Origin of the sequence: Bradyrhizobium sp. LA6.8 (genome assembly GCF_040547935.1) — a bacterium.
Taxonomy (GTDB): domain Bacteria; phylum Pseudomonadota; class Alphaproteobacteria; order Rhizobiales; family Xanthobacteraceae; genus Bradyrhizobium; species Bradyrhizobium barranii.
In genome coordinates this window covers 349493-362197 of the sequence record NZ_JBEPQQ010000002.1, presented here as the reverse complement: position 1 = coordinate 362197, position 12705 = coordinate 349493, and the positions used below count along the sequence as shown (strand labels likewise).

The 12705-nt window shown below is 64.9% G+C and carries 14 protein-coding genes; 6 read left to right on the top strand and 8 right to left on the bottom strand.

Annotated elements, in window-relative coordinates:
- Nucleotides 1–83 precede the first annotated feature (83 nt).
- The gene (phbB, locus tag ABIA90_RS08810; RefSeq protein ID WP_028149509.1) at nucleotides 84–809 is read right to left on the bottom strand and encodes an acetoacetyl-CoA reductase; all 726 of its coding nucleotides are present in this window, start codon (nucleotides 807–809) and stop codon (nucleotides 84–86) included.
- A gap of 246 nt (nucleotides 810–1055) precedes the next feature.
- Entirely contained in the window at nucleotides 1056–2234 is a 1179-nt protein-coding gene (locus ABIA90_RS08805) for an acetyl-CoA C-acetyltransferase (RefSeq protein WP_063986017.1), read from the bottom strand.
- A gap of 304 nt (nucleotides 2235–2538) precedes the next feature.
- Here ABIA90_RS08805 and phaR point away from each other — a divergent pair, with 304 nt between their 5' ends.
- Nucleotides 2539–3138 (top strand): polyhydroxyalkanoate synthesis repressor PhaR, encoded by a 600-nt coding sequence (gene phaR / locus ABIA90_RS08800; protein ID WP_071908507.1) that lies wholly within the window; start codon nucleotides 2539–2541, stop codon nucleotides 3136–3138.
- 103 nt (nucleotides 3139–3241) lie between these two features.
- Nucleotides 3242–3859 carry a class I SAM-dependent methyltransferase gene (locus ABIA90_RS08795; RefSeq protein WP_354118567.1) on the top strand — a complete coding sequence of 206 codons (618 nt, stop codon included), beginning with the start codon at nucleotides 3242–3244 and terminating at the stop codon, nucleotides 3857–3859.
- A gap of 21 nt (nucleotides 3860–3880) precedes the next feature.
- On the opposite strand, the gene ABIA90_RS08790 is transcribed toward ABIA90_RS08795, so the two are convergent.
- Nucleotides 3881–4768 (bottom strand): branched-chain amino acid aminotransferase, encoded by an 888-nt coding sequence (locus ABIA90_RS08790; RefSeq protein WP_028159599.1) that lies wholly within the window; start codon nucleotides 4766–4768, stop codon nucleotides 3881–3883.
- Between the two features lie 103 nt (nucleotides 4769–4871).
- Between ABIA90_RS08790 and ABIA90_RS08785 the strand changes: the two genes are divergently transcribed.
- Complete coding sequence (locus tag ABIA90_RS08785; protein WP_354118566.1) at nucleotides 4872–5807, top strand: alpha/beta hydrolase; 936 nt, start codon at nucleotides 4872–4874, stop codon at nucleotides 5805–5807.
- A 223-nt stretch (nucleotides 5808–6030) separates the two neighbouring features.
- On the opposite strand, the gene ABIA90_RS08780 is transcribed toward ABIA90_RS08785, so the two are convergent.
- A complete protein-coding gene (locus tag ABIA90_RS08780; protein WP_071916977.1) occupies nucleotides 6031–6279 on the bottom strand; it encodes a hypothetical protein in 249 nt (82 codons plus the stop codon).
- Between the two features lie 181 nt (nucleotides 6280–6460).
- Between ABIA90_RS08780 and ABIA90_RS08775 the strand changes: the two genes are divergently transcribed.
- Both ABIA90_RS08775 and ABIA90_RS08770 read left to right on the top strand, forming a co-directional pair.
- Nucleotides 6461–6757, top strand: coding sequence for a hypothetical protein (locus tag ABIA90_RS08775; protein ID WP_354118565.1), 297 nt, complete (start codon nucleotides 6461–6463; stop codon nucleotides 6755–6757).
- Entirely contained in the window at nucleotides 6757–6957 is a 201-nt protein-coding gene (locus tag ABIA90_RS08770) for a diguanylate cyclase domain-containing protein (protein WP_354118564.1), read from the top strand. The genes ABIA90_RS08775 and ABIA90_RS08770 overlap by 1 nt, the downstream gene beginning before the upstream one ends.
- A gap of 16 nt (nucleotides 6958–6973) precedes the next feature.
- Here ABIA90_RS08770 and ABIA90_RS08765 read toward each other — a convergent pair whose 3' ends face one another.
- The 3 genes from ABIA90_RS08765 to ABIA90_RS08755 form a co-directional block, all read right to left on the bottom strand.
- The gene (locus tag ABIA90_RS08765) at nucleotides 6974–7534 is read right to left on the bottom strand and encodes a carboxymuconolactone decarboxylase family protein (protein WP_166060847.1); all 561 of its coding nucleotides are present in this window, start codon (nucleotides 7532–7534) and stop codon (nucleotides 6974–6976) included.
- A gap of 110 nt (nucleotides 7535–7644) precedes the next feature.
- Complete coding sequence (locus ABIA90_RS08760) at nucleotides 7645–8808, bottom strand: PLP-dependent cysteine synthase family protein (RefSeq protein ID WP_354118563.1); 1164 nt, start codon at nucleotides 8806–8808, stop codon at nucleotides 7645–7647.
- Nucleotides 8809–8853: 45 nt separating this feature from the next.
- A complete protein-coding gene (locus ABIA90_RS08755; protein WP_038943290.1) occupies nucleotides 8854–9318 on the bottom strand; it encodes an Lrp/AsnC family transcriptional regulator in 465 nt (154 codons plus the stop codon).
- Nucleotides 9319–9481: 163 nt separating this feature from the next.
- Here ABIA90_RS08755 and ABIA90_RS08750 point away from each other — a divergent pair, with 163 nt between their 5' ends.
- Complete coding sequence (locus tag ABIA90_RS08750; RefSeq protein WP_028153143.1) at nucleotides 9482–10495, top strand: 1-aminocyclopropane-1-carboxylate deaminase; 1014 nt, start codon at nucleotides 9482–9484, stop codon at nucleotides 10493–10495.
- Between the two features lie 183 nt (nucleotides 10496–10678).
- Here the strand turns inward: ABIA90_RS08750 and recQ are convergent, their stop codons facing one another.
- Nucleotides 10679–12544 carry a DNA helicase RecQ gene (recQ, locus tag ABIA90_RS08745; RefSeq protein WP_354118562.1) on the bottom strand — a complete coding sequence of 622 codons (1866 nt, stop codon included), beginning with the start codon at nucleotides 12542–12544 and terminating at the stop codon, nucleotides 10679–10681.
- Nucleotides 12545–12705: the final 161 nt, after the last annotated feature.

Here is a 12705-nt window from a genome sequence, read left to right as displayed (position 1 = left end):
GGACGATGATGCCCGGCACGAGGCCGGGCATTTCGTCTTCACTATCGCCTTGTCGCGCCTGAATCTACAGGCTTGACGCCCTATCAGGCGTGATACTGGCCGCCATTGATGGTCAGCGTCGAGCCGGTGATGAAGCCGGCCTCGTCGGCGGCGAGGAACACCACGGCGCGCGCGATCTCCTCGGGTTCGCCGAGACGATTGACCGGGATCTGCGGGATCACGTTCTTTTCCAGCACGTCCTTCGGCACCGCCTGCACCATCTCGGTGTTGATGTAGCCCGGTGCGATCGCGTTGACGGTGATGCCGCCCTTGGCGTTCTCGATCGCGAGCGCCTTGGTGAAGCCGATGTCGCCGGCCTTTGCTGCGGAATAGTTGACCTGGCCGAATTGCCCCTTCTGGCCGTTGATCGACGAGATCGAGATGACGCGGCCGAACTTGCGCGCGCGCATGCCCTCGATGACTTGGCGCGTCATGTTGAACAGCGAGCCGAGATTGGTGTTGATCACGGCGTTCCACTGCTCGAGCGTCATCTTGTGGAAGGCGGTGTCCCGGGTGATGCCGGCGTTGTTGACGAGCACGTCGACGGGGCCGAGCTCGGCCTCGACCTTCTTCACGCCTTCGGCGCAGGCATCGAAATTGCTGACGTCCCATTTGTAGACGGCGATGCCGGTCTCGGCCTTGAACTTCTCCGCCGCCGCATCATTGCCGGCATAGCTCGCCGCGACCTTGTAGCCGGCCGCTTTCAGCGCCTTGCTGATCGCAGCTCCGATGCCCCGCGTACCACCCGTCACCAGTGCAACACGTGCCATATCGTATTCCTTCCCTTGGACTCTGCGGACGTTTCTGAGTGATCGTTTTAGATGCGGATTATGCGGTTGGTTTGACGGACATCAAGAACAAAACGCCCGGCGTTGAGCCGGGCGTTTGTATTTAGTCGAGGCTGGCGCTGTTGCGAAGAATATTTGATTTGCAACCGCCGCCTTTTTAGCCGCGTGCAACGCACTCATCTATGTGTGCGGCGCACGCGCAAGTGACACGTAAGTTAGATGTCAGCTTCAGTCGCGTGCCAGGCACATCGCGATACCCATGCCGCCGCCGATGCACAGCGTGGCGAGGCCCTTCTTCGAATCGCGCTTCTGCATCTCGTGCAGCAGCGTCACCAGCACGCGTGCGCCGGAAGCGCCGACCGGATGGCCGATCGCGATCGCGCCGCCGTTGACGTTGACCTTCGAGGTGTCCCAGCCGAGATCCTTGTTGACGGCGCAGGCCTGCGCCGCGAAGGCCTCGTTGGCCTCGATCAGGTCGAGATCGCCGACGCTCCAGCCGGCCTTCTTCAGCGCGGCGCGCGAGGCCGGGATCGGGCCCGAGCCCATGATCTTCGGATCGACGCCGGCCTGCGCCCAGGACACGATGCGCGCGATCGGCTTCTTGCCTTCCTTGGCGGCCTGCTTCGCCGTCATCAGCACAACGGCAGCGGCGCCGTCGTTGATGCCGGAGGCCGAACCCGCGGTGACCGTGCCTTCCTTCTCGAAGGCGGGCTTGAGCTTCGCCATCCCGTCGAGCGTTGCGCCATGACGCGGATATTCGTCGGCGCTGACGACGATGTCGCCCTTGCGGGTCTTGATGGTGACGGGAACGATCTCGTCGTTGAACTTGCCGGCCTTCTGCGCCGCCTCGGCCTTCTGCTGCGAGTGGACCGCGAACTCGTCCTGCTGGGCGCGGGTAATCTGCCATTGGCGCGCGACGTTCTCGGCCGTATTCCCCATGTGATAGCCGTTGAAGGCATCCCACAGGCCGTCCTTGATCATGGTGTCGACGAACTCGACCGGGCCCATCTTGACGCCGCCGCGCAGATACTGGGCGTGCGGAGCCATGCTCATGGATTCCTGGCCGCCGGCGACCACGATCTCGGAATCGCCGTTGAGCAGCGCCTGGTAGCCGAGCGCGACGGTGCGCAGGCCCGAGCCGCAAAGCTGGTTGACGCCCCAGGCCGGGCTCTCCACCGGAATGCCGGCGGCAATCGAGGCCTGGCGGGCCGGGTTCTGGCCCTGAGCCGCGGTCAGGATCTGCCCCATGATGACTTCGGAGACCCGGCCGGGCTCGATGCCACCACGCTCCAGCGCGGCCTTGATGGCGATGGCGCCGAGGTCATGGGCGGGAAGGGTCGCGAACGCTCCGTTGAAGCTTCCGACCGGGGTGCGGGCGGCGCTGACGATGACGACATCGTCTGACATGGGCATCTCCTGGTGTTGAAAGGGGGCAGGCGGGGCTGGGGAAACGGCTCGCCAGTCTCGAATGGCATCCTGTTAACGTCGTTGAGGCATGTCAATCGGCCGGCGACCGAATTCATGCCGCAACGCATTCAAAATAGCGTTCTTGGCGCTTTCGCAAGCACGTTTTTGCTGCCCGATTAACCGTGGCGCACAAAACGGTAGCGTGACCCCTTTGAAAATGCTTATTTTGTTGCGTTGCGTACTCTTCCCGCCCTGCGGCATTATCCGCCGGGTTCCCGTTCTCCGCGCTTGCAAGTGAGAGCCCATGGCGAAATCAGACCAACCCACCACCATCAAGAAATACGCGAACCGCCGGCTCTATAACACCGGAACGAGCACCTACGTGACGCTCGAAGACCTCGCCGCCATGGTCAAGGACGGAGAGGATTTCCTGGTCTACGACGCCAAGACCGGCGACGACATCACCCGCTCCGTGCTCGCCCAGATCATCTTCGAGCAGGAGAACAAGGCCGGCCAGAACCTGCTGCCGACCACCTTCCTGCGCCAGCTCATCCGCTTCTACGGCGACAGCATGCAGATGGTGGTGCCGAAATATCTGGAGCAGTCGATCGCGACGCTGACCCAGGAGCAGGAGAAGTTCCGCAAGCAGATCGCCAACTCGCTCTCCGGCACTCCTTTTGCTCCGTTGGAAGAACAGGTCCGCCGCAACATGGAGCTGTTCCAGCAGACCTTCTCGATGTTCAAGCCGTTTGCCCCCAACGCGGGCCGTCCGGCGACCAGCCCCGAACCGGAGGCCGACGCAAGCGCTGCGGCGCCGACGGACACCAGCAACATCGACGACCTTCGTCAGCAGATGAAGGACATGCAGGAACGCCTCGAGCGGATGTCGAAGAAGGACGAGTAGGGATTTCGTTCGTGCCGGCGCGTCCACCTGCGGCGGGCGCGCGGGCCGCCGGTTCGTAACGGCGCGACTTGCGCGCTGTCGTCCCGGCCAGGCCGGAGCCGCCATGTCCGACCGCAGCACCCACTGGGACAACGTCTACGCCACCAAGGGCGAGGCCGAGGTAAGCTGGTTTCAGGACAGCCCGGCGATCTCGCTCGAGATGATCCGCTCGGCCTGTCCTGACCATGGCGCCGCCATCATCGACATCGGCGGCGGTGCTTCGCGGCTGGTGGACGCTCTCCTGCGGGACGGATACCGCGACCTCGCCGTGCTGGATCTCTCCGCCAACGCGCTTGAAGCGGCGAAGAAACGAATCGGCCGGGCGGCCTCAGCAGTCGACTGGATCGTTGCCGACGCCACGACATGGCGGCCGGGGCGCAGCTACAACCTCTGGCACGATCGCGCAGCATTTCACTTCCTGACCGATCCGCGCGACAGGGCCGCTTACGTCGAGCGCCTGCGCTCGGCGATTACGCCCGGCGGCCACGTCATCATCGCGACATTTGCGCTTGATGGCCCGGAGAAATGCAGCGGCCTGCCGGTGCAGCGGCACGACAGCGCGAGTCTTGCAGCGGAGCTTGGGCCGGAGTTCGAGCTGATCGAGACGCGGAGCGAGACGCATCACACGCCGTGGAAGTCGACCCAGGCGTTTCAGTTCAGCCGGTTTAAGCGACGCGGCTAGGACGAAGGAAAGTGCGGCGCCCTACGCCGCCAGCTTCACCGCATGCGCAAAGTCCCAATAGAGCTTCCGCGCTTTGGTGTAGAGCGGGCCCGGCTTCAGCTCGCGATCGTCGATGCGGATGACGGGGGCGACCTTGGCGAAATTGCCGGTCGAGAAAATCTCGTCGGCAGCGAGGAAGTCGGCATAGCGCAGCGTCTTCTCGACCACGGTGACGCCGTCGCCGCGCAGCAGGCTGATGACGCGCTGGCGTGTGATGCCGTTCAGGAACGTGCCGTTCGGGACCGGCGTGTAGACCACGCCGTCCTTGGCCATGAAGACGTTGGAATTGCCGAACTCCGCGACATTGCCGAGCATGTCGAGCATCAGCGCGTTCTGGAAGCCGCGCCCGGCGGCTTCCGCGAGCGCCCGCGAATTGTTCGGATAGAGACAGGCGGCCTTGGCCTCGACCGGCGCGCATTCGGCGGTGGGCCTGCGGAACGGCGATAGCGTGATGGCGTTGCCGACCGGTTTCGGCATCGGCGCCTCGTAGATGCACAGGCACCAATTGGTCGTCTCGGGGTCGAACAGCACGCCGCCGCCCGAACCGTTCTGCGCCCAGTACATCGGACGGACGTACAGCTCGGCATTCGCGGCGAAGCGCGCGATGCCTTCGTGTGCGAGCGACAGCCAGGTGCCGGTGTCGACCACCGGCTTCAGGCCAAAATTGATCGCGGATTGATTGGCGCGGGCGACGTGACGGTCGAGGTCGGGCGCGACGCCCTCGAACGCGCGCGCACCGTCGAACACGACCGAGCCGAGCCAGGCCGCATGCGTGCGCGGGCCCATGATCGGCACGTTACCGTCGTGCCATTTGCCCTCGAAGAAGGTCCAGCTCGGCGAATATTCAATCGGTTTCTTGATCTCGGCCATGACCGGCCTCCCTTGGAAATACCCGGGCACTATTGTCCCAATGTCTAAATGATTCCCTGCTGGGATATGGTGCGTTACCCTCTCCGACGAGGGAGAAGGATCCATGCCGCTCGATCCGCTTGCAAGGCGTTTGTTGACCATGATGGCTGCGGCCGCCCCGCAGGGGCGGAGCCGGCCGAGCGTCGAGGCACGGCGGCAGTCGCTGGCCAAGCTGATGCAGTTTGCACGCACTGATGCGCCGGATGTGACCACCGCCGACGGCACGTTTCCGAGTCCCGGCGGAGAGCTGCCCTATCGCCTTTATTCGCCCGCATCAGCCGGCGACCACGCGCCGGGCTTCGTGTTCTTTCATGGCGGCGGGCTCGTGGCCGGCAGCATTGCGACGCATGACCGCATCGCGGCGGCGCTGGCGCATGTAACCGGCTGTCGCCTCGTCTCGGTCGATTACCGGCTCGCGCCTGAGCACAAATTTCCTGCTGCCGTCATTGATGCGATCGCGGCCACGGAGTGGGTCGCGCGGCAAGCTTCGTCGCTGGGCATCGACGCCGAACGGCTGGTGGTCGGCGGTGATTCCGCCGGCGCCACGCTCGCGGCGGTCGTGTGCCAGGAAGCGATGCAGACCGCCGGCCTCTCGATCGTCGCGCAATGCCTGATCTGCCCAGTGCTGGATTTCGAGGAGACCTCGCCTTCACGCGAGGCATTCGCCGAAGGCCATCTGATCGATCGCGCCACCATCGAAGCCGATCTCGCCGATTACCTGCCTGATGGCATCGACACCGCCGACCCCCGCATCTCGCCCTTGCGCGCGACGCGGCTTGCAGGCCTGCCGACCGCGATCATCCACACCGCCGAATTCGATCCGATGCGCGACGAGGGCAATGCCTATGCGCGCAAGCTGCTCGCCGCGGGTGTCGCGGTCGAGCATGTCTGCCATGACGGCATGGTCCACAATTTCCACGCCATGGGCGCGATCCTGCCGCAGGCGCAGCTCGTGCTGTCGCAGATCGGCGAACAGGTCCGGCGGGCGGTGGAGAAATGAGGCGCTTTCTTACCCTCTCCCCCTGTGGGAGCGGGCGGATCGCCGCGTAGCGGCGAGACGGGTGAGGGGTTTCTCTCCACCAAAGAGCCTCTCGCATCCCTGTTCGCGGAGGCATACCCCTCATCCGGCGCCATAGCCGATGCGACGTATCGGCGTTCTTAAGAACGGCGGCCGAAGGCCGCCTACGCCACCTTCTCCCGCAAGGGGAGAAGGGAAGAAAGCATCACGCGCGCGCGCCGAGCACGGCCCGCGCCGCCACGACATATTCCAACCAATGCGCATCCGCATAGCGTTCGGCCTGCCGTGCGCAAGTGACGTCAGGGGCATGGGCGGCGGCAATCGTGCGCGCGAACCGCTCTTCGGCGACCGTCACGTCACCGGGCTCGGCCGACGGTACGCTAGCCGCCGCCGCGGTCGGAGCGACAGCGAGGCCCGCCAGACCAGTGAGCAGGATGCGGCGTGACGTGTTCATGGCTGTGTCCTTCCAATGTCCGGCCCGCACTCCGGCCGGCGCGTGTGTCGGTGCGATCACGGCAGGGTAGCCGCGCACATCCGTGCCGTCCATCGCTTACGGATACCGCTTGACCACACCAGCGATCACGTTCCATCCAACAACGGTTCCGTCATCAAATCGCCACGCGTCGGATTGTCACGTGTCCCATCACAGCCCATCGCATCGCCAGGCTTCGCGCGCTGTCGCGATGGGACTGCTTTGTCTGACGATCTCGGCAGGCACTGCCTTCGCTGCCGACGATGAGGAAGACGCGCCGGCAAAGCCCGCTGTCCCCAACATCTACCTCGATCTTCGCACGATCTATGCGACCATCCCCGCCGGCACGCTCGGGCTCGGCTTCGGCAACACATCATTGTCCGCCGCATTCGAAGCGCTGACGGTACGCAGAGGCACGACGCTGCCGAGCAGCTTGCCGGCGGCATCCGCAAGCGCGTGATGAGCGCGCAGGTCTTTGCCGACAAGGTTCGGTTCGGCCTCACCGTGAGCATCGGCATGGCGGAGGCCACCGTCAGCATGTCCGGCATCGACGCGCTGATGGGCGCGGCCGATCATGCGCTCTACCAGGCCAAGGCCGAAGGCCGCAATTGCTGCATCGCCTGGGCGCCCCCGCCGCCTGCAAGCAAGGCGGCGGAGTGATCGAAGGACGCAGCGTCTACTCTGGCACCGGCACGTCGAACGTGTTGAGGGTGACCGAGACCATGCAATAGACGCCGACGAGATAGGACAGCTCGGCCGCGCCGTGCTCGCCGAACTCCTTCACCGCGGCGCGCCAGGTCAATTCCGGCAGCACGCCGCCGCTGACCAATGCGGACGCCACGTCGTAGGCGACGGCCTCCTGCTTGGTGAGATCGACCGGCCGCTGGCCCGCGACGATAGTCGCGAGCTTCTCGTCGGAGAGGCCGCGCTGCTCGGCAACGAGCACATGAGCATAGAGCTCGTAGCCGGAGCGGAAATGCGAGCCGGTGACGAGGATCGCGACCTCGCGCACCGGCGCCGGCAGCAGCGGGTTCGACGCGATCGCCTTGACCAGCTCCCACACCGGCTTGCCGAAGCGCGGCTCGCGGATCCAGGGATTCCACGGCCCGAGCAGCGCGCCGTCGTCGCGCATGTTTACGAAGCCCTTGAAGTGGTCCTTGATGCCGGCTCGCATGTCGTCATAGAGCGGCTTCTGTTCGGCGCTCAGGTCTTTCGGATCGAGAATGGGAAGGCGCACGGCAGGGATCTCCTCGTTGAGAAGAGGCGAAGCTCACCCGCGTGTGCGTGCAAGGCAAGTGAAGTTGCCGTGACGATCGTGCCATTTTGGAAGTGGCAGGAAAACGTCGGCTAGGATGCCTCGGGGCTTGGTACGATCTGCGGATTTCCGACGTCGTCGACATCGAGCATCAGCGGCTCGCCCGTCGTGAGGAACGACGACAGGGCCGCCTCGAACGGCGCAGGATCGAGGCCGCGCCCCTTCAGCCATTCGGGCTCGTAATAGGTCTGCCGGTAGCGCTCGCCGGAATCGCAGATCAGCGTCACCAGCGACCCTGATACGTTCGCCCGTCGCATCTCCGAGGCGAGGCGGCACAGTGCCAGGAAGTTGGTGCCGGTGGAGCCGCCGACCGCGCGGCGCAGCCGGCGCGACAGGACGTTCATCGCCGCGATCGTTGCCGCATCCGGGATCTTCATCATGCGGTCGACCACGCCGGGGACGAAGGAGGGTTCGCAGCGCGGCCGGCCGACGCCCTCGATCAGCGATGGGCGTTCGCAAACGTGAGAGCGGTCCTGCGTGCGGAAGCAATCGAAGAAGGCGGAATGCTCGACATCGGCGACGCACAGCCGTGTCGGATACTGGCGATAGCGCAAGTACCGTCCGATGGTGGCCGAGGTGCCGCCGGTGCCCGCGCCCATGACGATCCAGTCCGGGATCGGCCGCGGCTCGCCCGCCAATTGCGTGAAGATCGATTCGGCGATGTTGTTGTTGCCACGCCAGTCGGTGGCGCGCTCGGCGAAGGTGAACTGGTCCATGTAGTGGCCGTTCAGCCGGGCGGCGAGCGCGGCGGCTTCCGCGTACAGCGCGCGGCCGTCGTCGATCAGATGGCAGTTGCCGCCATAATGCTCGATCGCGGCAATCTTCTCCGCCGAGGTCGTGCGCGGCATCACGGCGTAGAAGGGCACGCCGATCATCTGCGCGAAATAGGCTTCCGACACCGCCGTCGATCCCGACGAGGCCTCGACCACGGGCGTGCCTTCGCGGATGTGGCCGTTGCAGAGCGCGTAGAGGAACAGCGAGCGCGCAAGGCGGTGCTTCAGGCTGCCGGTCGGATGCGTGGACTCATCCTTGAGATAGATGTCGATGCCTGATAGCGCCGGCACGATCAGCCGGATCAGATGCGTGTCGGCCGTGCGGCACTGGTCGGCCTCGATCGCGGCGACGGCCTCGTCCACCCAACCGCGCCGATAGGCCGGCCCGGCCGGATTGAGTTGGCGGAAGGAGAATGTCTGCATCGCCTGAATCTCCCATGATGCGGATCGCGCATCAATAGCAGCTGCTCAAAACTCCAGCGGCGCGTTGTCGACAACCTCCTTCATCACGAAGAAGGTGCGGGTCTGGCGCACGCCGGGCAGCGCGATCAGCTGTTCGCCGTGGATGCGGTTGAAATCCTCCATGTCGCCGACGCGGATCTTGAGGAAATAGTCGAAGTCGCCGGCGACGAGGTGGCAGTCGAGCACGCATTTCAGCCTGGTGATCGCCTGCTCGAAGGTGGCAAAACTCTCCGGGGTCGAGCGATCGAGCACGACGCCGACCATCACCAGCGTGCCCTTCGCCACCTTCTTCGGCGCGACCATGGCGCGGACCGCGGCGATGAAGCCGTCCTCGAACAGGCGCTGGGTGCGGCGATGGCAGGTGGCGGGGCTGATGGCGACGGTTTCGGCCAGCTCGGCATTGCTGAGCCGGCCGTTATTTTGCAGCAATCTCAACATTTTAAGGTCGGTGCGATCGAGTCGGGCAGCCATGGAAGAAGCTTTCGGTATTTGGCTCTGATTTGGAAGAAACTAGATCTCTTGGACGCTATACTGCAAGCTTTGCGACAGTTGCTGCGCAATATTTGAAAGCACATTTGCCCACGGCAGTGCTAGGCGCTTGAGCCAATTCAACGCCAATCGGGATGACCCAATGATGCTGGACAAATTCGCGCGCTATCCGCTGACCTTCGGCCCGACGCCCATCGAGAAGCTGGAGCGGCTGTCGAAGCATCTCGGGGGCAATGTCGAGATCTATGCCAAGCGCGAGGACTGCAATTCCGGCCTCGCCTATGGCGGCAACAAGCTGCGCAAGCTCGAATACATCATCCCCGATGCGATCGCCTCGAACGCGGACACGCTGGTCTCGATCGGTGGCGTGCAGTCCAACCACACCCGCATGATCGCGGCGGTCGCTGCCAAGATCGGCATGAAGTGCCGCCTGGTGCAGGAAGCCTGGGTGCCGCACGAGGACGCCGTCTACGACCGTGTCGGCAACATCATGCTGTCGCGCATCATGGGCGCCGACGTGCGCCTCGTCGACGACGGCTTCGACATCGGCATCCGCAAGAGCTGGGAGCAGGCGATCGAGGAGGTGAAGGCGGCGGGCGGCAAGCCTTACGCGATCCCCGCCGGCGCCTCCGTGCACAAATTCGGCGGTCTCGGCTATGTCGGCTTCGCCGAGGAAGTGCGCAAGCAGGAAGCCGAGCTCGGCTTCAAGTTCGACTACATCGTGGTCTGCACCGTCACCGGCTCGACCCATGCAGGCATGCTAGTCGGCTTCGCCGCCGACGGCCGCGCCCGCAAGGTGATCGGCATCGACGCCTCGTTCACGCCGGCGCAAACGAAAGCGCAGGTGCTCTCGATCGCGCAGAACACCGCCAAGCTCGTCGAGCTCGGCAAGGACATCGTCGAAGACGACGTCGTGCTGATCGAGGACTACGCCTATCCCGCCTACGGCGTGCCGTCGGAAGAGACCAAGGAAGCGATCCGCCTCACCGCACGGTTAGAGGCGATGATCACCGACCCCGTCTATGAGGGCAAATCAATGCAAGGCCTGATCGACCTGACCCAGAAGGGCCATTTCGAGAAGGGCGCAAAGATTCTCTACGCCCATCTCGGTGGCGCGCCGGCGCTCAACGGGTATGGGTACGCGTTCCGGAACGGCTAGCCAAAGACCGTCGTCCCGGGGCGCGACGAAGTCGCGAGCCCGGGACCCATAGCCACAGGATCGCATTTGGCGGAGACTCGTGGTTGCCGGCTTGCCCCAACCACATCGTCCTGTGGTTATGGATCCCGGATCTGCGCTCCGCTTCGCTGCGCTTGTCCGGGATGACAGCAGAGAGATTGGCCGCTACCGCGTCTTGACGATCTGGAGCAGCTCGTCGCCGTAATGCTCGAGCTTCTTGTCGCCGATGCCGGGCACGTTGCGGAGCTCGTCGAGCGTCGTCGGCCAGGCCCGGACGATGCCGTCGATGGTGGCATCGTGCAGCACGACGTAGGCCGGCACGCCGCGTTCGCGCGCGATGTCCGAACGCCAGGACCTCAGCCGCGCCCGCAATTCGGGATCGACATCGCCCTGCGGCGCGTTGGCCGCAGGCGCGAGGTCACCACGGCGGGATTTCGTCCGGCTCGCGCGAACTCGCGTGCCCGGCGCTTCCTCGCGCAGCCACACCTCGGTCTCGCCACGTAGCACGCCGCGCGCGCTCTCCGTCAGCTTCAGCGCGCCGAACGCCTCGCTGTCGCTGTACAAATGCCCCATCGCCACCAGCTGCCGCAGCACGGTGCGCCACTGCTTCTCGTTCAGCTCGCGCCCGATGCCGAACACGGACAATTTGTCGTGGCCGAACTGGGTCACCTTTTCGGTGAGGCGGCCAATCAGGACGTCGATCAGCTGCATCGCACCGAAACGCTGCCCGGTGCGATAGGCGCAGGACAGCAGCTTCTGCGCCAGCACCTTGCCGTCGCGCATCTTGGGCGGCGTCAGGCAGTTGTCGCAATTGCCGCAATTGTTCGCCGTCTCCGCCTCGCCGAAATAGGCGAGCAGCCGCTTGCGCCGGCACTGCGCGGTCTCGGCGAGGCCGACCAGTGCGTCGAGCTTGCCAATCGACACCCGCTTGAAATCGTCAGAACCGCTGGACTCGTCGATCATGCGGCGCTGCTGCACGATGTCGGAGAGACCATAGGCCATCCAGGCCGCCGACGGCTTGCCGTCACGGCCGGCGCGCCCCGTCTCCTGATAATAGGCCTCGATGCTCTTCGGCAGATCGAGATGGGCGACGAAGCGGACGTCGGGCTTGTCGATGCCCATGCCGAAGGCGATGGTCGCAACGATGACGATGCCGTCCTCGTTGAGGAACCGGTCCTGGTTGCGCGACCGTATGCTGCTGTCGAGCCCGGCGTGATAGGGCAGCGCCGCAATGCCGGCGTCGTCGAGCGCGGCGGCAACCTCCTCGACGCGATTGCGCGACAGGCAATAGACCACGCCGGCGTCGCCCGCATGCCGCTCCCGGATGAATTCTTTCAACTGCGACACCGCGTTGCGCTTGTCGACGATCTCGTAGCGGATATTCGGGCGGTCGAAGCTGGAGACGAATTGCGGGCTGTCGGCGAGCCGGAGGCGCTCGACGATCTCCTTGCGCGTCAGCTCGTCGGCGGTCGCGGTCAGCGCGATGCGTGGAACGTTCGGAAAACGTTCGGCGATGATGGAGAGGCCGACATATTCGGGGCGGAAGTCATGACCCCACTGCGAGACGCAATGCGCCTCGTCGATCGCGAACAGCGCGACCTTCGCTTGCGCCAGCAGCGACAGGCAGCGCGGCGTCACCAGGCGTTCCGGCGCGACATAGAGCAGGTCGAGATCGCCCGCGATCAGGCGGCGCTCGATGTCGGAAGCTTCCTGGAACGTCAGCGACGAGTTCAGCGCCGCGGCATTAACACCGGCCTCGAGCAGGCCGGCGACCTGGTCGCGCATCAGCGCGATCAGCGGCGACACCACGATACCGCAGCCTTCGCGCAGCAGTGACGGCAATTGATAGCACAGCGACTTGCCGCCGCCGGTCGGCATCAAGACCAGGCAATTGCCGCCATCCGTGACGTGCCGGATGATCTCGCCCTGTGCACCGCGGAACCCCGGCAGGCCGAACACCGAATGCAGCACCGACAGCGCGTCGCGGCCGTTGGCTGGCGCTGGCAGCGGGGCGGTGGAGGGAGCGGACATGGGTGCGTCGGTGCAAGGCCGTAGGATTCGTCACAAGGCCAGTCGCATGACCGCGCGGGCATGGCAAGACTGTTTGGATGGCAGGCAGGACTCTTCCCCTCTCCCCTTGCGGGAGAGGGTGGATCGCCGCGTAGCGGCGAGACGGGTGAGGGGTATCTATC